Origin of the sequence: Amycolatopsis sp. NPDC001319, from assembly GCF_042896185.1 — a bacterium.
In the GTDB taxonomy this organism is placed as follows: Bacteria; Actinomycetota; Actinomycetes; order Mycobacteriales; family Pseudonocardiaceae; genus Amycolatopsis.
In genome coordinates this window covers 93,112-115,234 of record NZ_JBIAWY010000010.1, presented here as the reverse complement: position 1 = coordinate 115,234, position 22,123 = coordinate 93,112, and the positions used below count along the sequence as shown (strand labels likewise).

The following is a 22,123-nucleotide window of genomic DNA, read 5'->3' as shown; positions in this document are numbered from 1 at the left end:
GGCTGGCCACAGTGGACGGTCACTGCCCTCGCAACGGCAGCTTCGTGATCTTCCCCGTCGGCCCCTTCGGCAGCTCGTCCACGATCCGCACCCGCCGCGGGTACTTGTAGGCGGCGATCCGCTCCTTCGCCCACGCCACGATCTCCTCCGGCTCCGCCGAAGCACCCGGCTTCAACGAGACCACCGCGACGATCTCCGCCCCCAGCCGCTCGTCCGGCTCCCCGATCACCGCGGCCTCCGCGACGGCCGGGTGCCGGTAGAGGAGCTCCTCCACCTCACGCGGGTACACGTTGTACCCGCCGCGGATCACGAGGTCCTTCTTGCGGTCCACGACGAACACGAACCCGTCCTCGTCGACGTAACCCAGATCCCCGGTGTGGAACCACCCGCCCCGGAAGGCTTCGGCGGTTTCGGCGGGCCGCTTGTAGTAGCCCTTCGTGATGTTGTGCCCGCGCAGCACGATCTCGCCCACGTGGTCCGCGCCGGCGGGCAGCGGGCGGTCCTGCGCGTCGACGATGCGCAGCTGCACACCCCAGATCGGCTTGCCGATGGAGAGCACCTTGCGGTTCGCGGCACCGGGGTTCACCGTGGTCGTCGACGCGGACTCGGACAGCCCGTAGCCCTCCAGCACGGGGATGCCGTACTTCTCCTCGAACGCCCGCAGCACCTGCTCGGGGATCGCGGCGCCGCCGGAGCTGCCGATGCGCAGGCTGCTCGTGTCGTACGCGGAGCTGTCGGCGACGGCCAGCGCGTGGTACATCGTGGGCACGCCGGCCATGATCGTCACGCGGTCGCGCTCGATGGCCGCCAGCACCGCCTTCGGCTCGAACCGCCGGACCACCGACACCGTGCGCCCGTGCCGGGCGGCGGAGTTGAGGATGCTGGACAGGCCGTAGACGTGGAAGAACGGCAGCACCGCGAGCACCACGTCCTCGGGTTCCGTGCCGAAGGTCTGGCCGCCGATCGTGCAGGTCATGTACAGCGAGAAATGCGAAAGCTCGGCGCCTTTCGGACGCCCGGTGGTGCCACTCGTGTACAGCAGCACGGCGGTGTCGTCGGCCGCGCCCGGGTACAGGTCGCCGTCGTCCTCGGCGTCGAGCAGCTCGGCGAACTCGACCGCACCGGCGGGCCACCCGTCCAGACCACCCACGACGACCGCGGCCACCTCCGGCACCTCGGCGAGCGCCTTCGCCACCTCACCGGCCAGCGCCGTGTCGGCGATGAGCAGCCGCGCGTCGGAGTCGGCCAGGTGGTAGGCGATCTCGTCGGCCTTGAGCAGCGGGTTCAGCGGCACCATGGTGAGCCCGGCCTTGAGGATCCCGAAGTACGCGAACACGAACTCGGGCACGTTGGCCAGCTGCACGGCGATCTTGTCGCCGGGCGCGAAACCCCGCGCGCGCAACGCCGTCGCGACGCGGCCGGAGGTCTCGTCCACCGCGGCGTAAGAGTGGATTCCACCCGGAAAGCGGAGAAAGTCCTTTTCCGGCTGGGCGAGCGCGGACTCGTGCAAGATCGTGGCCAGGTTGAAGCTCACGCTACCTCCGAACCTCGTTCTGCCCGCGGACACCGCGAACAGGAAACTTCGTTGTCGACCCAGTCCGGTCAAGGCCAGGCTACCGAATCCTGTTCGGTCCACCGAGACCCACTAGTTCGACGATCGAACAAACTGGGGTTACAGTCGGGATCATGCCGTCCTCCGGAGAATCCCGCGAGCAGACCGCGACGAGCGCCGTGCGGGCCCTGGCCCGCCTCTCGCGGCTGCTCGAGCGCTCGTCGGGAGAGCTGAACCTCGCCCACTACCGCGTGCTGTCCGCCATCGCCGCGGGCGACGAGCGCGCCTCACGCGTGGCCCGGCGGCTCGCGCTCGGCCGTCCGGCGATCAGCGCCGCGGTCGACGCGCTCACGAAACGCGGCCTCGTGGTCCGCGGCGACGTCGACGCCGACCACCGCGCCACCGCGCTTTCCCTGACCCCGGAAGGCGAACGGCTACTCGCCGCCACCGAGGCCGAGATGATCAAGGGACTCCTCGCGCTGGTCGCCCGCACACCCGACGGCGACGTGGTGCTCGAGTCGCTGGGCCGGCTCGGTGACGCGATCGACGAGGTCATGGCGGAGCGGATGGCCGGAAACCGGTGAGCGAACCCGAAGAGAAGTCCCGCTGGTTGCGCCGCCTCGGCGGCTACGTCCTGCGCCACCGCCGTGAGCTGCTGATCGCCTTCGGCGCCGCGGTGCTCGGCAGCGCCTGCCAGACCGTGGTGCCGCTGCTGGAACGCCAGATCGTCGACGGGGTGATCCTCAGCCGCTCGGCGTCGCTGTGGCCGTGGCTGATCGCGCTGCTCGTGCTCGCCGCGGCCGCGTTCGTGTTCGCCTACCAGCGGCGCTACCGCGGCGGCCGGGTCGCGCTGGCCGTGCAGTACGACCTGCGCAACGACATCCAGGCCCACCTGCAGCGCATGGACTTCGCGAACCTCGACCGCATGCCCACGGGTCAGCTCGTGTCGCGCGCGACGTCCGACTCGGCGCTCGTGCAGGGCCTGCTCAGCCTGCTGCCCATCATGAGCGGCAACCTCCTGCTGGTCCTGCTCTCGCTCGGCGTGATGCTGGTCCTGTCGCCGCTGCTCGCGCTCGTGAGCCTGGTCGTGGTGCCGCTGCTGCTCATGGTGTCCTACCGGATGCGCCGGCGGATCTTCCCCGCGACCTGGGCCGCGCAGCAGCGCGAGGGCGACGTGGTGCAGATCGTCGACGAGGACGTCAACGGCGTGCGCGTGGTCAAGGCGTTCGGACAGGAGGGCCGGGAGCTCAACCGGCTGGCCGACACCGCCGGCGACCTCTACGGCATGCAGCTGCGGGCCGTGCGGCTGCAGTCGCGTTACCAGCCGCTGCTGCAGGCGATCCCGGCGCTCGGGCAGGTCGCGATCCTCGTGCTCGGCGGCTGGCTCGCGCTGCACCACGGGCTCAGCCTCGGCACGTTCCTCGCCTTCTCCACCTACGTCGGGCAGCTGATGGCGCCGGCGCGCCAGCTCGCCGGCGTGCTCGCGATCAGCCAGCAGGCCCGCGCGGGCGTCGAACGGATCTTCCAGCTCATCGACCTGGAGCCGGCCATCGCCGACGCGCCCGACGCCGTGGATCTGCCGACGGCCAAGGGCGAGATCAGGTTCGAGAACGTCCACTTCGGATACTCGCCCGACGCGCCGGTGCTGAAGGGTTTCGACCTGCACGTCGCCGCCGGCGAACGCGTGGCGCTGATCGGCCCGAGCGGCAGCGGCAAGACCACGGCGACCACGCTCGTGTCGCGCTTCCACGACCCGGAGTCCGGCGCCGTGCTGCTCGACGGGCACGACCTGCGCACGGTGCGGCTGCGCTCATTGCGCTCCCAGGTCGGCGTGGTGTTCGAGGAGAGTTTCCTGTTCTCCGACACCATTCGCGCCAACATCGCCTACGGAAAACCCGGCGCCACCGACGAGGAGATCCTCGCCGCCGCCGAGGTCGCCGAGGCCGACACCTTCATCCGCGCGCTGCCCCAGGGCTACGAGACCGTCGTCGGCGAACGCGGGCTGTCGCTTTCGGGCGGGCAGCGCCAGCGCGTGGCGCTGGCCCGCGCGATCCTCACCGACCCCCGGGTGCTCGTGCTCGACGACGCCACCAGCGCCGTCGACGCCAACACCGAGGAGTCGATCAACGCGTCGCTGCGCACGGTGCTGGCCGGGCGCACCACTCTGCTCGTCGCCCACCGGCGCTCGACGCTGCACCTGGCCGACCGTGTCGTGGTGCTCGACGGCGGGGTGGTCGCCGACCAGGGCACCCACGAGGAGCTGCTGGAGCGCAGCGCCCTCTACCGCACGCTGCTCACCGGGCTCGAGGAGGAAGCCGCCGAACGGGTCGGCGACCGCATCGAAGCCCTCACCGTCGGGGGCACCACCGCGTCCGCCTGGCGCGGGGAACGCAACGGGCACAACGGAAGCGGACAGAACGGCAACGGCCGGCGGTTCACCACCCGCGCCACCGGAGCGCCGGGCATCGGGGCCGGCCTCGGCGGCTCGGCCGGCGGCAGCGGCTGGCGCGCCGCGCTCCCGCCGACCCCGCAGCTGCTCGCCCGCGTCGACGAGCTGAAACCCGTGCGGGACTTCGCGAAGGTCGATCTCGCCAAGGAAACCCGCCAGGAGCGCGCGTTCTCCCTGCGCACGCTGCTGCGCGAGTTCCGCCGTCCGCTGCTGTTCGGGCTGCTGCTCGTGGTGATCGACGCCGTCGCGTCGGTGATCGGGCCGGTGTTCGTGAAGAGCGGCATCGACGACGGCGTGCTGCAAGGCTCGCAGGCCGTGCTCTTCGGCGCCGCCGGGCTGTTCCTGCTGATCACGCTCATCGCGTTCCTCGACGAGGTGGCGCAGACCTTCGTGACCGGCCGGACCGCGCAGCGCGTGATGCTGTCGCTGCGGATCCGCATCTGGGCCCAGCTGCAACGCCTTTCGCTCGACTACTACGAGCGCGAGATGGCCGGCCGGATCATGACCCGGATGACCACCGACGTCGACCAGTTCGAGTCGCTGATCCAGAACGGGCTGCTCTCGGCGCTGGTCGCGTTCGTGACCTTCGCCGGGGTCGGCGTAACGCTGGTCGTGGTCAACCCGCTGCTGGGCCTGTGCACGCTGTCGGTGGTGGTGCCGCTGGCCATCGGGACGGTGATCTTCCGCCGGCGCGCCGCGAAGCTGTACGACGTAGCGCGCGACCGCGTCGCGATCGTGAACGCCGACTTCCAGGAGAGCCTTTCGGGCGTGCGCGAGTCGCAGGCGTTCGCCCACGAGGACGAGACGATCCGCCGGTTCCGCCGGCTCGGGCGCGACTACCTCGACTCCCGTTACTCCGCGCAGCGGCTGGCCGCCACGTACTTCCCGTTCGTGCAGTTCCTCTCGGCGGGCGCCGACGCGATCGTGCTCGGGGTCGGCGCCGGGATGATCTACTCGGGCCGGCTCACGCCGGGTGCGCTGATCGCGTTCATCCTCTACATCGACCTGTTCTTCTCCCCCATCCAGCAGCTGTCGCAGGTGTTCGACTCGTGGCTGCAGACGCGCGTGTCGGTGAGCCGGATCTCCGACCTGATGCGGCTGGAGACGCTCACCCCGCCCGCCGTGCAGGCGATCGACCCCGGCCGGCTGCGCGGCGAGATCACCTTCGACGGCGTGCGCTTCGCGTACCCGTCGGCGCCGGCACTGGGCGCGGGCGAACGTCGCGGCCCGGCCGACCCGCGGCTGGTCGCGGGCTCGCAGGCCGTCATGAAGCCGCCGGAGGCGCTGCGCGAGGTCGACCTGACGATCGCGGCCGGCGAGACCGTGGCGCTGGTCGGCGAGACGGGCGCGGGCAAGTCGACGCTGGTCAAGCTGCTCGCCCGCTTCTACGACCCCGACACGGGCAGCGTCCGCGTCGACGGCCACGACCTGCGCTCGCTCGACCTCGCCGCCTACCGCCGCGCGCTCGGCTACGTGCCGCAAGAGGCGTTCCTGTTCACCGGCACCGTGCGCGACAACATCGCCTACGGCCGGGCCGACGCCACCGACGCCGAGGTGGAGGCGGCCGCACGGGCCGTCGGGGCGCACGAGTTCGTGGCCACGCTGCCCGGCGGCTACCTGCACGAGATCGCCGAACGCGGCCGGTCGCTCTCGGCCGGGCAGCGCCAGCTCCTCGCGCTTGCCCGCGCGCAGCTCGTGGACCCGGTGATCCTGCTGCTCGACGAGGCGACGTCGAACCTCGACCTCGCGGCCGAAGCCCACGTCGCCGAAGCCATGCGGACGCTGGCGGCCGGGCGCACGACCATCGTGATCGCCCACCGGCTGCAGACCGCGCAGTCGGCCGACCGCATCGTGGTGCTCGACCGCGGCCGCATCGCCGAGGCCGGCAGCCACGACGAGCTCCTCGCGCGCGGCGGCCGCTACGCCGGGATGTGGGAGGCGTTCGAGCTCCTGTCGGGACAGCGTTCGTAGCGAACCCCGGTTGGCCACTTACCAACTTGACGCTTCTCTTTGCCAGTTGTTGACCAAGGACGTTCTTCGGGTTATGGTCTAGACCACAACGTCACCCTTCGCTCGCGCACCTCCCCGGCGGCCCGCCAGTGCGCTGTTTCGCCGTACCCGCGGCCGGGAAGCGAGCATTCCCCGAAGGAGCTGGTATGAAAGCGAACCGGAAAATCCTCGCCGGACTCGCGGGCGCCGTGCTCGCGCCGGTGCTCGTCCTGGTCAGCCCCGCCGGCATCGCGAGCGCCCACGGGTACGTGAACTCCCCCGCGAGCCGCCAGGCGCAGTGCGCGCAGGGCGTGGTCGACTGCGGTGAGATCAAGTACGAACCGCAGAGCGTGGAAGGGCCGAAGGGCCTGCACAGCTGCAACGGCGGGCTCGCGCAGTTCGCCGAGCTCAACGACGATTCCAAGCCGTGGCAGGCCGCTTCGGTCGGGAAGACGGTCACGTTCACGTGGACCTTCACCGCGCGCCACAGCACCTCCAGCTACGAGTACTTCATCGGCGACGAGAAGGTCGCGAGCTTCGACGGCCACAACCAGCAGCCGCCGGAAACCGTGACGCACCAGGTGGATCTGAGCGGCCACACCGGCCGCCAGACCGTGCTCGCCGTGTGGAACATCGCGGACACGGCCAACGCGTTCTACTCCTGCATCGACCTCCAGGTCGGCTGAGCTGGATCGCCTGCGCCCGACGAGAAGGCCGGCGCAGGCGATCCGTACCACCCGCGCCCGGGATTTCCCCGGCGTGTCCCCGTTTTCGCCGGCCCGCGGTCCGGAACGTGGTCGGCGTTCCCGTGAACCCCAGGAGGCGGTTTCCTTGATTTCCCGGCGAGCTTTCCTCGGCGCTTCCGCTGCGGCAGCCACCTTTCCCTTGTGGCGCATGGGACGCGCCTCCGCCGCGACGCCCGACACGGTGCAGGTCGCGTTCGACGACCGCTCCGGCGCCGGCGCAACCTACGCCTACATCACGGGAATCGCGCCGGACAACCGGCCCGTGATCCTCAAGGCCGACGGCACGCCGTACTACCCGCCCTCACCTTCGGCGGACCAGACGCCACTCGCCGAGGACTGCGCCATCCCGGTGAAGTCACTGTCGCAGGTGAGCGTGCCGAAGATGGCGGGCGCGCGGATCTACGTGGTGACCGACGCGAAGCTCGACTTCTTCGTCAACCCCGGCCCCGCACTGGTGCACCCGAGCTTCGTGAACACCGCCGACCCGAACCACGGCCGGAACTGGTCGTTCTGCGAGTTCACCTTCAACGACGCCGTGCTGTTCGCCAACATCAGCTACGTCGACTTCGTCGCGATCCCGATGGGCCTGCACCTGAAGACGACGGGTTCGGGCGACCAGACCGTGCCCGGGCTGCCGGCGGGCTCGCTCGACCCGATCTGCGCCGCGCTCAAGGCCCAGGGCGGGGCTTGGGCCGAGCTCGTGGACGCCGGGGCCGACGGCCGCCCGCTGCGCGCGTTGTCCGCGCAGCACCGCGCCGACCGCTTCACGGGGTACCTCGACGGCTACCTCGACTCCGTCTGGCAGAAGTACGCGGGCACCGACCTCACCGTCGACTCGCAGATCCCGGGCCTGGGCAAGTTCACCGGCCGCGTCGGCGGCGACGGCGTGCTCGCCTTCGCCAACGGCGAGCGCTTCACCAAACCGGTCACCGCCGACGTGTGGAGCTGCAACAGCGGCCCGTTCGCCTTGAAGGACGGCGACAGCGACGCCCGCAAGGCCATCGTCCCCCGGCTGGCGGCCGCGCTGAACCGCACGACGCTGCTCGACAACCCGAATCAGCCCGACGGCGAGGACCCCGCGAAGTTCTACACCGCCGCCGAGACGAACCACTACGCCCGCATCGTCCACAGCCGCCTGCCGGACAACCGCGGCTACGCCTTCCCCTACGACGACGTCTCCCCCGGCCCGGACTTCAGCGGCGCCGTGCAAGCGGGTGACCCGGAGACGCTCACCATCACGATCAACGCGCTGCGCTGACGTCCCCGGAACTGTACTGTATGGTACAGACTGAAGGCGGGCACCGGACCCGCCGGAGGGACGGGCCCGAGCCGATGTCACGCACCGATTTCCTGGTCACCACCGAGTGGCTGGCCGCGCACCTGCACGATCCGGACGTCCGGATCGTCGACATCCGCGGCTCCGTGCCGCCGTTGCCCGGCGCGGGGACCCCGGCACCGCAGCCGGCCGGACTCGGTTACGAGAGCTCGGCCGACGAGTACGCGGCCGGTCACGTGCCCGGCGCGGTGTTCCTCGACTGGACCCGCGACATCGTCGACCCGGACGACGCCGTGCCCGTGCAGGTGGCCACCGAGCGGCAGTTCGCCGACGCGATGGCGCGAGCCGGGATCGGCGACGAGCACCTCGTGGTCGCCTACGACACGCACCCGGCATCGACGTTCGCCACGCGCCTGTGGTGGGCGCTGCGCTACTACGGCCACCAGCGCGTGGTCGTGCTCGACGGCGGTTTCACGAAGTGGCAGCAGGAGAACCGGGCCGTCGACACCGCCGTACCGGAGCACCCGCGCGCGGTGTTCACCCCGCGTACCCGCCCCGAACTGCGGGCCACCGCCGAGGACGTGCTGGCCGCGCTGGACAAACCGGAGATCCAGCTCGTCGACGCCTGCGACCCCGGCCAGTACACCGGCGAGATCGCCCGCCCCGGCAACCGGCGCGGGCACATCCCCGGCGCCGTGAACGTGCCGCGCGAGGACCTCGTGGACCTCACCACCGGCACCTGGCGCTCCGCGGCCGAGCTGAAGGACCTCTTCACCGCGGCCGAACTCGACCCCGGCCGGCCGGTCGTGGCCTACTGCAACGGAGGTGTCGCGGCCTCGACCGTCCTCTTCGGACTCGCGGTCGCCGGTTACCCTCTCGGGACCAACTACGACGGCTCCTGGAACGAGTGGAGTGCCCGAGCCGATCTGCCCGTCGAAACCGCCTGAGGGAGGCAACCGTGGTCACCGAAGTCGCCACCCTCACCGCGTTGCCCGGCGGTGAGGACGAGCTGGGCCGGGCCATCGCAGCGGGCGTGCCCTACCTGCGGGCGCACCCGGACTGCCTGTCTGCGACCGTCAGCCGATGCGTGGAGGAACCCGGCCGCTTCACCGTGGCGGTGGACTGGACGTCGGTCGAGGCGCACGAGCGGGGGTTCCGCGCCGGCCCGCTGTTCAAGCAGTGGATCGGCTCGATCGCGGGCAAGTTCGACCCCGCGACGCTCGACACCCGTCACTACGAGACCTACCCCGCGTAGATGCGCCCCGAACCCACCACGAGCCGCGGCCGCCGCACGCGCGAGAAGATCGTGACCTCGGCCGCGCGGCTGATGCACGAGCGCGGCATCGGCGGCACGCCGCTGGAGGACGTGCTCGCCGAGAGCGGCACCGGCAAGTCCCAGCTGTACCACTACTTCGGCGGCAAGCAGGACCTCGCCGTCGCCGTGCTGGAGCACCAGCTGGAACGGGTGCTGGCCGCGCAGCCGTCGCTGCACGACGAGGAGTGCACCGACCTGCGCCGCTGGCGTGACGAAGTGCTCGCCGCGGCCGGCGAGAGCGGCTACGGCAACTGCCCGCTCGGCGCCTTCGTCGGCCAGGTCGACGACGACGCCGAGCTGCGCACCACCCTCGCGCGGCTGTTCGACCGCTGGCAGGACGCCATCACCACACTCGTCCGCCGCGCCCAGGCGGCGGGCGAGATCCCCGCGGACGTCTCCGCGGAGCATCTCGCCCTGACGCTGCTCACCGCCCAGCAGGGCGGCACGGCGCTGTCCCACCTGCACGGCTCACCCGAAGCCCTGGCGCGCTCCCTCGACGACGTGCTCGCCCGCGTCAGCCGGTGAGGTCGCCTTCGGCGGCGTTCTTCGCCGCGTAGAAGGCGAGCTTGTCCTCGTCGACCTCCACGCCGAGTCCCGGGCCGGTCGGCACGCGCAGGCGGCCGGCTTCCAGGTGCAGCGGCTGCACGATGTCGTCGACGTGCAGGTAGTACATGCTGTCGATCGCGCGCGAGAGCACCGGCGTGCTGGCGACCACGGCGAGGTGCGCGGCCGTCGCGATGCCGAGCTCGCCGCCGCTGTGCAGGTTCATGCCGAGGCCGAACGTCTCGCAGTGCGCGGCGAGCGCCTTCGTCGCCGCGATGCCGCCCCACTTGTAGACGTCGCCGTGGATCACGTCCACCGCGCCGAGGCGCACCGCCGGGGCGAACTCCTCGAAGCGCACCACGCACATGTTGGTGCACAACGGGATCCGCACCTTCGCGCGGACCTGGCTCATGCCTTCGATGCCCACACACGGGTCTTCGAGGTACTCCAGGTCGAGCTCCTCGAGCGCCAGCCCCGCGCGGATCGAGTCGGGCACGGACCACGCGGCGTTCGGGTCCACGCGCAGCTGGACGTCCGGCAGCGCGCGGCGCAGCTCCCGCATGATCTCGACGTCGCCGAAGACGTCGGTGGTGCCCTTGAGCTTCACGGCCGTGAAGCCGCCCTCGGCCACCACCTTCGCCGCGTGCTCGGCGATCCCCTGCGCCAGCTCACGGCCCTGCGCGCCGGGCGCGTCGGCGCGGGTCACCAGCGCGGTGATCGGCACCTCCTCGCGCACCGGGCCGCCGAGCAGGTCGGTCACGCGCTGCCCGGTGGCCTTGCCCATCACGTCCCAGCACGCGACGTCCAGCGCCGCCAGCGCCGCGTAGCCGAGGTAGCCGTGGAAGAACGGCACCATGTGGTGACGCCGGTGGAACGCCTCCAGCGCGAACGGGCTCTGCCCCACCAGCTCCTTGCCGAGCTGGCGCGTGAGCTCGGCGACCGGCCGGCCCCACATCGTCTCGCCCCAGCCCTCCACGCCGGTGTCGGTGCGCAGGCGCACGACCGTGCGCGTCTCGCCCGTCTTGGTCTCGAACGAGCTGGTGAACGGGTTGGTCAACGGCAGGTTCACGACCTGCACGTCGACGTCGGTGATCTTCATGCCTCCCCTTCGGTGTGGGCGTGTTCGCGGGTCGCTCCCGCGAAGGCGCGGATCGCGGCGGCCAGCGCCGCCACCCGCCGGTCGAGCAGGTCGGTGCCGCGGTCGACGGTGGCCGCCGTGGCGTCGTCGGTGGAGCCGCCGACGCGGGCCCACTCGCCGTGGCGCTCGACCGTCAGCCCCGGGTAGGGCGGCCGGTCGAACAGCGGCGGCGGGGTCACGTCCGGCCTCGGTGCGGGTTCACGCACCAGGTCGGGTTTCGCGGCGAGCATCAGCGACGTCTCGAACAGCCCGGCGTGGCCGGGCGAAGCGGCTTCGCCGAGCGACCAGTACGAGCACGCGGCGAGCGCGACGTCGGCCTTCAGCGCGTACTGCTTCACGGCCAGGCGCATGATCTCGTCGTTGCCGCCGTGGCCGTTGACCACGAACACGCGCCGGAACCCGCTGCGCACGAGCGAGTCGAGCACATCGGCGAGCACGGCCTGCAGCGTGGCGGCCGAGAGCGACACGGCCGCGGCGAACAGGTGGTGCGGGCTGTGGCCGAACGGCAGCGCGGGCAGCCGCACGACCTCCGGGTCGCCGCCGAGGCGGGCGAGCGCGCCGTCGACCACGGCTTCGGCGAGCATCGTGTCGGTGCCCATCGGCAGGTGGCCCGCGTGCTGCTCCTGCGAGCCGATCGGCACCAGCGCGATGGCCGACGGCGCGGCCGCGCGCACCTCCCGCCAGGTCATCCGCGTCAGTTCGGGCATGTGGGCTCCCCTCGTCGGGCCGGGCGTGGCATCGTGACCGCATGAATTCCGGCGAACGGCCCGCGCTGCGGCTGGTCCCGGCCCCGGCCGCGGCTCCGGCGGCCGAAGCCGCGGCACCTCTGCTGGGTGCCGTCGAGCTTGTGCCCGGACGCGTGCGCGCCGCCTTGCTCGACCTGTCGGGCGCGGTGCTCTGGCAGGCCGAGGCCACCTACCCGCACGGCACGGCCGACCCCGGAGAGATCGACGCCGCGCTCGCCTCGGCGGTGCGGTTCCCCAGCCCGCCGGCCGGGGTCGGGATCGCCGCCGCGGGCCTGGTCGACGCGCCGGCGGGCGTGATCATCGAGGTCAACGAGGTGCCAGCCCTGCACGGCTACCCCGTCGCCGACGTCGTGACGCGGCTCGTGGGGGTCCCCGTGCACGTGGAGCACCGCGCCCGTGTGGAGGTGCTCGGCGACCGCTGGTTCGGCCCGGGCCGCGGCCGCACGACGTTCGCGTCCGTGTCGACCGGCGAGGTCCTCGGCGTCGGCATGCTCTACGACGGTGAGGTGCTCGCCCCGCCGGGCGGCCGCAGCGGCGCGCACATGACGGTGGCCGCCAGCGGCCTGCCCTGCACCTGCGGCGCGCGCGGCTGCTGGAAAACCGTCGCGACCACGTCGTGGCTGCGTGCCGAGGCCGAACGGCGGGGCCTGGCCGGGCGCAGCGTCCGCGAGCTGGCCGGCGACCCGTTGCTCGACGAGTACGCGGGCAACATCGCCCTCGGCCTGGTCAACATCCAGCAACTGTTCGCCCCTGGCCTGTTCATCCTGCACGGCGAAGCGTCCGAAGGCGGCGAAGCGTTCCGCGCCCGCATCGAGCACCGGCTGCGAGAGGACTCGTCGTGGGCCACCGGCGCGGAACCGCCGCAGGTGCTGGTCAACACCGGCCCGGCCGACGACATCGTGCTGCTCGGCGGCGCGGGCCTGGTGCTCTCGCGGCACTGAGCTCACGTCAGCCGCCTCACGACGTCGCCCATCGCCGGGCCCGCCGCGGGTCCGGGTCCGGCACCGCGTCGAGCAACGTCCGCGTGTAGTCGTGCTCCGGCGCGGAGAACAGCTGCTGTTTCGCCGCGAGCTCCACGATCTTCCCCGCGCGCATCACCGCCACCCGGTCGGCGATCTGCTGCACCACGGCAAGGTTGTGCGACACGAACACGTACGTCAGCTGCAGCCGCGACTGCAGCTCGGCGAGCAGGTCGAGGACCTGCGCCTGCACCGACACATCGAGGGCGCTCGTCGGCTCGTCCAGCACGACCAGCCGCGGTTCCAGCGCCAGCGCGCGGGCGATGGAGATGCGCTGCCGTTGCCCGCCGGAGAACTCGTGCGGGTAGCGGTCCTGCACCTCCGGCGCGAGGCCGACGGCGTCGAGCAGCTCCCCGACCCGCGCGCGCAACCGCGTGCGTCCCCGGCGACCGCGCAGGCCGCGCTCGTGCGTGACCAGCGGTTCGCCGACGATCTCGGTGACGCGCAGGCGCGGGTTCATGCTGGAGTACGGATCCTGCAGCACCACCTGCATCTCGCGGCGCACCTTGCGCAGCCGGGCCGCCGGCAGCGTCGCCAGGTCGGCGCCGTCGAAGCGGACGCTGCCGGCCGTCGGTTCGGCCAGGCGCAGCAACAGCCGCGTCAGTGTCGTCTTGCCGGAGCCCGATTCGCCGACCACGGCGAGCGTCTCGCCGGAGACCACGTCGAGGTCGACGTCGTCGACGGCGGCCACCGCGCCGTAGTCCTTGCGCAGGCCCCGGATCTCGACCAGGTTCGTCATACCCGCTCCAGCTTCGGTGTGGCGCGCAGCAGCTCGCGCGTGTACTCCTCTTGCGGTGTCTCGAAGACCGGCAGCACGGCGCCGGTCTCCACGACGCGGCCCGAGCGCATCACCACGACCCGGTCGGCGACCTCGGCCACCACGCCCAGGTCGTGGGTGATGAGCACGATCGCCATGCCGTGGCGGCGCTGCAGCTCCACCAGCAGCTCGAGGATCTGCGCCTGCACGGTCACGTCGAGCGCGGTCGTCGGCTCGTCGGCCACGAGCACCCGCGGCCGGCCGACCAGCGCCATGGCGATCATCACGCGCTGGCGCAGCCCACCGGAAAGCTGGTGCGGGTACTGGGCCGCCCGCCGTTCCGGGTCGGGAATCCCGGCTTCCCGCAACGCTTCGACCGCGGCCGCCGTGGCCTGCGCGCGGGAGGCACCCGAGTGGCGCCGCACGACTTCCGCGACCTGCGCCCCCACGCGTTTCACCGGGTTGAGGCTCGTCATCGGGTCCTGGAAAACCATGGCGACGTCGTTGCCCCGGATGCGCCGGAGGTCCTTTTCGGACAGTCGCAGCACATCGCGCCCGTCGAGCAGCACCTCGCCCTGGTAGACGCAGGGCGGTTCGGGGTTGAGCCGCAGCAGCGACAGCGCCGTGGCCGTCTTGCCGCTGCCCGATTCCCCCACCACCGCCAGCGTCTCGCCCTCGTCCACGGCGAAGCTCACGCCGTCGACGGCCGTCACCGTGCCGGTGTCGAGCCGGAACTCGACCCGCAGGTCCTTGATCTCCACCAGGCTCATGAGCGGTACGCCTTCGGGTCCGCGACGTCGCGCAGGACGTCGCCGGTGATGTTGACGGCCAGCGCGGTGATCATCAGCGCGATGCCGGGGAACACGGCCACCCACCACGACGTGCCCAGGTACAGCTGGCCGTCGCTGAGCATGCCGCCCCACGTGACGGTCTGCTTCGGCACGCCGAGGCCGAGGTAGCTCAGCGACGCCTCGGCCACGATCGCCGCCGCCACGTGCAGCGTGCCGATGGTGGCGAGCGGCGCCATCACGTTGGGCAGCAGGTGCCGGCGCATGATCGCGAGGTCCGTGACGCCGATCGCCCGTGCCTCCGTGACGAACTCCCTGGTGCGCAGGGAAAGCACCTCGGAGCGGATCACGCGAGCGTAGGAGACCCAGCCCGTGAAGCCGAGCACCAGCACGACGTACCACAGACCGGAGCCGAGGAACCCGACGATGGCGAGCGCGAGCAGGATCGGCGGGAACGCGAGCTGGATGTCGGCCAGGCGCATGAGGATCCGGTCGAACCAGCCGCCGAGGAACCCGGCCACCAGCCCGATGACCGCGCCGACGATCCCGGCGAGCAGCGCCGCGCACGCGCCCACCAGCAGCGAGATCCGCGCGCCGTAACAAAGGCGTGAGAGGATGTCGCGCCCGAGCTGGTCGGTGCCGAGCAGGTGGCTCGCGTCGCCACCGGCCTGCCACGCGGGCGGGTGCAGGCGTACCAGCAGGTCCTGCGTGCCCGGGTCGTACGGCGCGATCAGCGGTGCGAACACCGCGACCAGCACCATCAGCACGAGCACGGTCACGGCGACGGAGCCCAGCCGGTTGCGCAGCATCGCCCGCACGGCGCTCGGCCGGGCGGATCGAGCGGTGGCGACAGCGGTGATGGCGGTCATGAGGTCACCCGCACCCTCGGGTCGAGAATCGTGTAGGACAGGTCCACCAGCAGGTTCACGATCACGAACGTGGCGGCGAAGAACAGCACCGCGGCCTGCACGAGCGGGAAGTCGCGGTTCTGGATCGCCTCGACCGTGAGCCGGCCGAGGCCGGGCCACGAGAACACCTGCTCGGTGAGGATCGCGCCGCCCAGCAGGGAGCCGACCTCGAGGCCGATGACCGTGACCACGGGCAGCGCCGCGTTGCGCATACCGTGGCCGAGCACGATCCCGCCGGCGCCGAGGCCCTTGGCTTTCGCGGTGCGGATGAAGTCCGAGCCCAGCACGTCGATCAACGACGAGCGCAGCAGCCGCGCGATCACCGCCACCGAGTACACGGCGAGCGTGACGGCGGGCAGGATCAGGTGCTCGATGCCGCCGTAGCCGGACGCGGGCAGGATCTTCAGCTGCACGGCGAAGATCAGGATGAGCAGGATCCCGACCCAGAAGGCCGGAGTGGACTGTCCGACCAGGACACCGGCCATCACGCCGGAGTCGCCGGCGCGGCCGCGGCGCATCGCGGCGAACGTGCCCGCGGGCACCGCGAGCGCCAGCGCCACGAGGAGCGCGGACCCGGCCAGCTCCAGCGTCGCCGGGACGCGGGAGAACAGGACGTCGGTCACCGGCTGGTCGTAGACGAGCGAGTTCCCGAGCTGGAGCCGCGGCAGACCGGCGAGGTAGTCGAGGTACTGCGTGATGAGCGGCCGGTCGAGCCCGAGGCTCGCCCGCAGCGTCGCCTCCTGCGCCGCGGTGGCGTCGGGTGGCAGGATCAGCTTCACGGGGTCGCCCGAGAGCCGCACGAGCAGGAACGCCGCCGTGGCCACGAAGAACAGCACCACGATCGCCGTGAGCACCTTCGTCACGACCACGCGCAGCACGCCGGCGCCGGCGCGCGCGGGCGGGCGGGTCGCGGTGGTGACCGGCGCCGTCACGGGGTCACCGTCGCCGAGGCCATGGCGAGCACGCCGACGACACCGGGGTGCCAGCTGGGGCGCGTGTTGACCGCGTAGATGTTGTCGATCTGGTAGAGGAACACGAACGGCGCCTCCTGCTTGAGAAGTTGCTGCAACGACGTGAAGGCTTTCTGCCGGTCTGCGGGGGCGGGCGACAGCTCCTCGGCGTCGATGAGCCGGTCGGCCTGCGGGTTGTGCCACCGGCTCTGGCGCCGGTCGTGGCGGACGTTGGACTGCACGAGGCTCTCGGCGTCGAGCGTCCAGCCGGTGCTCGCGGCGAGGTAGATCGGGCCGAGGGCACCGCGGTTGTTCGAGGTCAGGCGGCTCGAGTAGGTGCCGGCGTCGACGAGGTCGACCCGCGCCCGCACCCCGACCTTCGCCAGGAGACCGGAGATCGCCTCGGCGATGTTGGAGTCGGCCGTCTGCGCGGTGAGGGAGGTGTCGAAGCCGTCCGGGAACCCGGCCTCCGCGAGCAGCCGCTTGGCTTCGCCCTGGTCACGCGTGTAGGGCGTGATCGACGGGTCGAAGCCGAACGACTCGCGCGGGAACATCGTCGGCACCTCGCGCGCCTTGCCGTCGAGCACCGCCTTGATCAGCAGCGGCACGTCGACGGCGTGGTTGAGCGCCTGGCGTACCCGCACGTCGCGCAGCGGGCCCTGGGTCGTGTCGAGCGAGAGGTACGACGTGCGGATGCCCGGGTAGTTGCGGATCGCCACGCCGGGATACCCCTGGATCTGCAGCGCGGCGTCGGGCGTCAGGTTCGCGACGATGTCGACCTCGTCGCTCTGCAGCGAGGCCAGCGCCGACGACGCGTCGGGCATCGGCAGGAACACCAGCTCGTAGTAGGCGGGTTTGCCGCCCCAGTAGGCGGGGTTCGCGCGCATCCGCAGCTGGTGGTCGCGCTGGAACTCCTCGAAGGTGAACGGCCCGGTGCCCACGGGGTGCTTCGCGAAGCCCGCGGAGCCCACCTGCTTGAGGTACCCCGGCGGCACGGCGACTCCGCCGAACAACGACACCTTCGCGGGGATGATCGGGTCGGCCTGGCTGCAGTGCAGGTCCACCGTCAGCGGGTCGACGACCTTGGCCTGCTTCACATAGCGCAGCTCGACGATCGGCGACTTCGTGGCGGGGTCGAGCAGCCGGTTGATGCTGAAGGCCACGGCGTTGGCGTCACACGGCTCGCCGTTGTGGAACTTCACGCCGGGCCGGAGCTTGAAGCGCCAGGTCAGCGGGTCGGGCGAGGACCACGACAGGGCCAGCCCGGGTTTCAGCTGGTTGTCCGGACCTCGTGTGGTGAGTGTGTCGAACATGTTGATCAGCACGTTCATGGAGGTCAGGTCGCCCTGTTTCTGGGGATCCAGGGTTTTCGGGTCCGAGGTCTGGGCCACGCGCAGCACGGTGCCGGGAGTGCCGGCCGCGCTGCCGCACGCGGTGAGCAGGCCCGGCAGGGCGAGTGCGGGCAGCGCCAGGCCGCCGAGCCGGAGGGCGTCGCGGCGGGACAGGCGGGGACGCGGAGAGGCCACGGGGTGCCGGCTCCTTTCGATCGTTTCGTGAAGTGAAAGACCGTTCCGTCAGATGGAATGCGATTGCGCTAAGGTAGGCGCCGTGACCAAGGCTGTCAACGACTCGGCGAACAGTCCCCGCGGCGCGGTGGACAAGGCGCTGGAAGTGCTGGCGACACTCGCGCGCCCCGGTGGGCCGCACCGGCTCGCCGACCTCGCGAAGGCCTGTGACCTGCCGAAACCCACCGCGCACCGGATGCTGCAGACGTTCGCGGACGCCGGCTTCGCGGCCGCGGCGGGCGGCGGCCAGTACGACGTCGGGCCGCGACTGCTCGGGCTTTCGGCCGCCGTGCTCGCCGGCAGCCGAGCCACCCGGGCGACCCGGCCCGTGCTCGCGGACCTGCGACGGCGGACCGGGCACACGGTGCACTACGCGGTGCGCCACGCCGACCGGGCGGTGTACGTGGAGAAGCTCGAGCCGGAGCAGGCATACCGGCTGAACACCCGGCCGGGCGGCGAGGTGCCGCTGTACTGCACCGGCGTCGGGCGGGCGATCCTGTCACGGCTGCCGGAGGCCGAAGTCACCGCGATGCTCGCCGGGCCGTTGAAGGCGTGGACGGCGAAAACGCTGACCGATCCGGCGGAGATCCGGGCGTCGCTGACCACTGTGGACAGTCTCGGGTACGTGGTGGACGACGAGCAGTACGAAGCGCACGTGCGCTGCGTGGCGGCGCCCGTGGTGGATGCCGACGGGGTGGTCGCCGGAGCGGTCAGCGTGTCGGGGCTGACGTTCACGCTGCAGCCGGAGGCCTTCGCGGCGCTCGGCCCCCTGGTGGCCGAGGCGGCGAACCGGATCTCGGCGAAGCTGGGGCCGGTGGGTCTGCAGGCGGTGTCCGATGAGGATTGAGCACCTTCTGGCTTCCGAGAAGGGGTTGTACTCGGCCGCGGCGTGGTCGGTCGGCACCGCTGACGGCGTGCTCGACCGCGGGGTGCTCGGAACGCGTTGGCACGGCGGTCCGGCGGCGACCGAGGAGAGCCGGTGGGATCTGGCTTCGGTGACGAAGCCGGTCGTCGGGATCGTGGTCGTGGCGCTGGCCGAGCGGGGCCTGATCGATCTCGACGATCCGCTCCCCCGGCACCTGCCGGCGTATGCGGGCGGAGACAAGGCCGCGATCACCGTGCGGCAGCTGCTCACGCACACGTCCGGGCTGCCGGGCGGGACTCCGCTCTACCGCGAGCATCCGACGTGTGAAGCGCTGCTGGAGGCGATCCGGACCGCGCCGTTGCGTGTCGCACCCGGCACGCGGGTCGAGTACTCGTCGCAGGGCTTCATCCTGCTCGGGCTGATCGCCGAGGCCGCGGGCGGCGCGCCGCTCGACCAGCTCGTGGCGGAGCTCGTGACGCGGCCGTTGGGGCTTACGGCCACCGGATTCGGCCCCGCTGAGGGGTTTCTGGCCGACGCGGTGGCCACTGAGGACTGTCCGTGGCGGGGCCGGGTCGTGTGTGGACAGGTGCACGACGAGAACGCCGTGGTACTGGGCGGGGTCTGCGGGCACGCCGGGCTGTTCGCCACCCTCGGTGATGTCGAACGTCTCGGCCGGGCACTGGCGGGCGGGGCGCAGGCGTTGCTCAAGCCCGCGTCGCACGCGGAGATGATCGCCTGTCACACCGAGGGTCTCGCGTTGCGCCGCGGGCTCGCGTGGCAGGGTCTCGACGTGCCGGGCTCCCCCGTCGGCACCGACCTGGAACCCGGCGCATACGGCCACACCGGCTTCACCGGAACCAGCCTGTGGGTCGAGCCGGAACGCGGCCGCTACTACGTGCTGCTGACCAACCGGGTGCACCCTTCGCGGTCGACGCCGGGGATCGAAAAGGTGCGGCGCGAATTCCACGCGCTGGCCGCGATTCTGTAATCCCACATCCTGGACCCCGGTTGTTTTCGTCGCCGGGCCGGAAGTCGTTGGCGGAGAACGACATCCGCTTCACCGTGTCCGTTTTGGGGTTTTTCCATCCAATGGCTGGACCACGATCCACTCCCTACTTTCGGCGCTTCTGAGTTTCGGACCGGAATCCGAAACTTCTCGCACGGGTCACTCGGGTTGGCCCTCTGTGCGGAAGGTAGACCGTATGTCTTCGAAACGGCTGGCCGTGCTGGCTACAGCAGTCACGGCTTCGTCGATCCTCGTGGCCGCCGGCGGCGCCGCGAGCGCGTCGCCCCAGACCCAGGTGAGCACCGACTCCCTCGGCCGCGTCATCGCCGTCCAGCCCGCGACCCCGGTCGCCGCCCGCGGCCTCGCCGGGAACGCCGCCGCGGCCGCGCAGTCGCACACCGCGGACCTGGCCCGGCAGTTCGGTCTCGCCGTCGGCGACCTCACCTTGACGAGCGTGCAGTCCCTTCCGGGCGGCAGCGTCGCGCGGCTGCAGCAGAACGTCGGCGGGGTGCCGGTGTACGGCGCGCAGATCGTGCAGGACCTCGACGGCAGCGGCGCGCTCATGGCCGCGCTCGGCAAGACCACGCAGCGCACGCAGGGCTCGTTCCCGGCCGACGCGAAGGGCGCCCAGGACCGGGCGGCGAAGGCCGCCCACGCCGCCGTGGCACAGAAGGACGCCGGCGTGCTGAAGACCGGCGCGGAAACCGCGTACTGGTACGACGCGAGCCTGGGCGGCGACGGCGCGAGCGCCACCGCCGTGCCGACCTACTTCGTGCCCGTCAACGGCGCGGACCCCGAGGACAAGTGGACGGTCGTCGTCGGCGCCGACACCGGCAAGGTCCTGCAGGTGTGGGGCGAGTCGGAGGCCGCCACCAACCGCGTGGTCTGCGATGCGAAGCGCAAGGTCGTGGACCTCGACATCGCCACGCTGGCCGACCTGCGCTGCGGCGTCGGCACCTCGTTCGGCGTGACCCGCGGCGAGGGCCAGGCCGCGGTCGCGACGGCGGACGTCAACAGCGTCTACGACTTCTTCGGCGACGCACAGAACTTCTACTCCCAGTTCGCCTCGTACGACCTCACCGCCAACATCGGCGCCGACTACCACGACGGCAAGGGCAAGGCCCTGCGCGGCACCGTGCGCATGTGCGAGGTCGAGACCGAATCGGACGGTCGCCGCCACACGCAGTGCCCGTGGGCCAACGCGTTCTGGGAGGGCGAGCAGATGGCCTTCGGCGAGGGCGTGACCACAATGGACATCACCGGCCACGAGCTCACCCACGGCGTCACCCAGCACACCTCGCAGCTCGGCAACGGCTACGCGGGCGCGCTCAACGAGGGCATGTCCGACGTGATGGGCCAGTTCATCGCCATCAAGTCCGGCGACGCCAACGTGCAGGGCGCCAACCGCTGGCTGATGGGCGCGGGCTCGTCCATCGGGCAGGTGCGCGACATGAAGAACCCGCCCAACTCGGGCGAGGGCCCCAGCCCCGACCGCGTCAACGGCCAGTTCTGGGTCGGCGCCAACGGCGACCCCCACATCGACGCCGGCGTCGTCGACAAGACCGACTACCTCATCACCGACGGCGACACCTTCAACGGCCAAACCGTCCACGGCATCGGCGAGGACAAGGCCATCGCGCTCTGGTGGAAGGTCGAGAACCTGCTGCGCCCCACGTCCACCTTCAAGGACCTCGGCACGGCCCTCAACTCCGCCTGCACCACCAACGCCCGCACCGGCGTCGCCGGCACCACCACGGCCGACTGCACCCAGGTCGCCAACGCGGTGAAGGCCACGCAGCTCAACCTGGCTCCGTAAGGGGTTTGCTTCCCGGCCGCTGCCGGTGCTCGCTTGCGCGGGCGCCGGCAGCGGTTTTTTCGTGCGTGGCGCGAATCCGCGGGCTTTCGAGATGCGCGCGCGAGAGACACGGGGCGTGTGGGCGACTCTCGGCGGCAGCCGCGCAATCCGACTCGCTCTGTGGGGCCCTCCCGGGCCGCGAACAGCGTTCAGCGCGCATGCCGCAAACCTGCCGACCATCGCGACACGAACGCGAGACACATCGGACCTACAAGCGACTCGCGACAGCAGCCGCGCAATCCGACTCGCTCCCCGAGGTCGCCTGCTCCCGGGCTGCGGTTTTCGGCGTACGTGCCGCGAACCTGCCGACTTTCACGACACGAGAGCGAGACACACCAGGCCACACAAGCCACTGCGGCGGCAGCCGCGCAATCCGGCTCGCAGGCCACCCGCTGCCGGCCTGCGAGCCGCGGTTTTCGGCGTGTGTGCAGCGAGCCCGCCGCCGATCGCAACACCAGAGCGAGACACCGAGCGCACAGGCCACTCGCCGCACCAGCCGCGCCAACCTGCTCGATCCGGTGACGCCTGCACCCGGCCTGCGAACAGCGGTCGGCGTGCGTGCCGCCAACCTGCCGACCGTCACGACAAGAGAGCGACACACATCCGAGTACACAGAGCACCTCGCGACGACAGCCGCGCGATCCGGCTCGCTCTCG

At 71.5% G+C, this 22,123-nt stretch carries 19 protein-coding genes; 11 read left to right on the top strand and 8 right to left on the bottom strand.

Annotated elements, in window-relative coordinates; all coding sequences use genetic code 11:
- Window positions 1–19 precede the first annotated feature (19 nt).
- Window positions 20–1,534 carry a long-chain fatty acid--CoA ligase gene (locus ACFY1H_RS33845; RefSeq protein ID WP_386953243.1) on the bottom strand — a complete coding sequence of 505 codons (1,515 nt, stop codon included), beginning with the start codon at window positions 1,532–1,534 and terminating at the stop codon, window positions 20–22.
- A gap of 152 nt (window positions 1,535–1,686) precedes the next feature.
- Here ACFY1H_RS33845 and ACFY1H_RS33840 point away from each other — a divergent pair, with 152 nt between their 5' ends.
- The 7 genes from ACFY1H_RS33840 (at window position 1,687) to ACFY1H_RS33810 (ending at window position 9,852) form a co-directional block, all read left to right on the top strand.
- Window positions 1,687–2,136, top strand: coding sequence for a MarR family winged helix-turn-helix transcriptional regulator (locus ACFY1H_RS33840; RefSeq protein WP_386953240.1), 450 nt, complete (start codon window positions 1,687–1,689; stop codon window positions 2,134–2,136).
- Entirely contained in the window at window positions 2,133–5,972 is a 3,840-nt protein-coding gene (locus ACFY1H_RS33835; RefSeq protein WP_386953238.1) for an ABC transporter ATP-binding protein, read from the top strand. The genes ACFY1H_RS33840 and ACFY1H_RS33835 overlap by 4 nt, the downstream gene beginning before the upstream one ends.
- Before the next feature lie 185 nt (window positions 5,973–6,157).
- On the top strand, window positions 6,158–6,676 hold the full coding sequence (locus tag ACFY1H_RS33830) for a lytic polysaccharide monooxygenase auxiliary activity family 9 protein (RefSeq protein ID WP_386953235.1): 519 nt from the start codon (window positions 6,158–6,160) through the stop codon (window positions 6,674–6,676).
- Window positions 6,677–6,821: 145 nt separating this feature from the next.
- Window positions 6,822–7,994: a glycoside hydrolase family 64 protein gene (locus tag ACFY1H_RS33825; RefSeq protein WP_366586768.1), complete on the top strand. Its 1,173-nt coding sequence runs from the start codon at window positions 6,822–6,824 to the stop codon at window positions 7,992–7,994.
- Between the two features lie 74 nt (window positions 7,995–8,068).
- A complete protein-coding gene (locus ACFY1H_RS33820; protein WP_386953232.1) occupies window positions 8,069–8,959 on the top strand; it encodes a sulfurtransferase in 891 nt (296 codons plus the stop codon).
- An 11-nt stretch (window positions 8,960–8,970) separates the two neighbouring features.
- Window positions 8,971–9,267 carry a putative quinol monooxygenase gene (locus ACFY1H_RS33815; RefSeq protein ID WP_386953229.1) on the top strand — a complete coding sequence of 99 codons (297 nt, stop codon included), beginning with the start codon at window positions 8,971–8,973 and terminating at the stop codon, window positions 9,265–9,267.
- Window positions 9,268–9,852 (top strand): TetR/AcrR family transcriptional regulator, encoded by a 585-nt coding sequence (locus ACFY1H_RS33810; RefSeq protein ID WP_386953226.1) that lies wholly within the window; start codon window positions 9,268–9,270, stop codon window positions 9,850–9,852.
- Here the strand turns inward: ACFY1H_RS33810 and ACFY1H_RS33805 are convergent.
- Together ACFY1H_RS33805 and ACFY1H_RS33800 are read right to left on the bottom strand one after the other, a co-directional pair.
- A complete protein-coding gene (locus ACFY1H_RS33805; protein ID WP_386953223.1) occupies window positions 9,842–10,969 on the bottom strand; it encodes a mandelate racemase/muconate lactonizing enzyme family protein in 1,128 nt (375 codons plus the stop codon). The genes ACFY1H_RS33810 and ACFY1H_RS33805 overlap by 11 nt on opposite strands.
- Window positions 10,966–11,715, bottom strand: coding sequence for a creatininase family protein (locus ACFY1H_RS33800; RefSeq protein ID WP_366586778.1), 750 nt, complete (start codon window positions 11,713–11,715; stop codon window positions 10,966–10,968). The genes ACFY1H_RS33805 and ACFY1H_RS33800 overlap by 4 nt, the downstream gene beginning before the upstream one ends.
- Window positions 11,716–11,756: 41 nt before the next feature.
- On the opposite strand from ACFY1H_RS33800, the gene ACFY1H_RS33795 reads away from it, so the two are divergent.
- Entirely contained in the window at window positions 11,757–12,695 is a 939-nt protein-coding gene (locus ACFY1H_RS33795; RefSeq protein ID WP_366586780.1) for an ROK family protein, read from the top strand.
- Between the two features lie 16 nt (window positions 12,696–12,711).
- Here the strand turns inward: ACFY1H_RS33795 and ACFY1H_RS33790 are convergent, their stop codons facing one another.
- From ACFY1H_RS33790 to ACFY1H_RS33770, 5 genes are read right to left on the bottom strand one after another with little or no spacing between them, the layout of a single operon-like run.
- The gene (locus ACFY1H_RS33790; RefSeq protein WP_366586782.1) at window positions 12,712–13,512 is read right to left on the bottom strand and encodes an ATP-binding cassette domain-containing protein; all 801 of its coding nucleotides are present in this window, start codon (window positions 13,510–13,512) and stop codon (window positions 12,712–12,714) included.
- Window positions 13,509–14,300 carry an ATP-binding cassette domain-containing protein gene (locus ACFY1H_RS33785; RefSeq protein WP_386953218.1) on the bottom strand — a complete coding sequence of 264 codons (792 nt, stop codon included), beginning with the start codon at window positions 14,298–14,300 and terminating at the stop codon, window positions 13,509–13,511. The genes ACFY1H_RS33790 and ACFY1H_RS33785 overlap by 4 nt, the downstream gene beginning before the upstream one ends.
- Window positions 14,297–15,187, bottom strand: a complete 891-nt coding sequence (locus ACFY1H_RS33780) for an ABC transporter permease (RefSeq protein ID WP_386953215.1) — start codon at window positions 15,185–15,187, stop codon at window positions 14,297–14,299. Before ACFY1H_RS33780 ends, ACFY1H_RS33785 begins: the two co-directional genes overlap by 4 nt.
- On the bottom strand, window positions 15,184–16,158 hold the full coding sequence (locus tag ACFY1H_RS33775; protein ID WP_386953213.1) for an ABC transporter permease: 975 nt from the start codon (window positions 16,156–16,158) through the stop codon (window positions 15,184–15,186). Before ACFY1H_RS33775 ends, ACFY1H_RS33780 begins: the two co-directional genes overlap by 4 nt.
- On the bottom strand, window positions 16,155–17,702 hold the full coding sequence (locus ACFY1H_RS33770; protein ID WP_386953210.1) for an ABC transporter substrate-binding protein: 1,548 nt from the start codon (window positions 17,700–17,702) through the stop codon (window positions 16,155–16,157). Before ACFY1H_RS33770 ends, ACFY1H_RS33775 begins: the two co-directional genes overlap by 4 nt.
- Window positions 17,703–17,784: 82 nt before the next feature.
- On the opposite strand from ACFY1H_RS33770, the gene ACFY1H_RS33765 reads away from it, so the two are divergent.
- The 3 genes from ACFY1H_RS33765 (at window position 17,785) to ACFY1H_RS33755 (ending at window position 21,428) form a co-directional block, all read left to right on the top strand.
- Window positions 17,785–18,588, top strand: a complete 804-nt coding sequence (locus ACFY1H_RS33765) for an IclR family transcriptional regulator (RefSeq protein ID WP_366586795.1) — start codon at window positions 17,785–17,787, stop codon at window positions 18,586–18,588.
- Window positions 18,578–19,594, top strand: coding sequence for a serine hydrolase domain-containing protein (locus ACFY1H_RS33760; protein WP_366586798.1), 1,017 nt, complete (start codon window positions 18,578–18,580; stop codon window positions 19,592–19,594). Before ACFY1H_RS33765 ends, ACFY1H_RS33760 begins: the two co-directional genes overlap by 11 nt.
- 214 nt (window positions 19,595–19,808) lie before the next feature.
- Window positions 19,809–21,428 (top strand): M4 family metallopeptidase, encoded by a 1,620-nt coding sequence (locus ACFY1H_RS33755; RefSeq protein ID WP_386953206.1) that lies wholly within the window; start codon window positions 19,809–19,811, stop codon window positions 21,426–21,428.
- Window positions 21,429–22,123 lie beyond the last annotated feature (695 nt).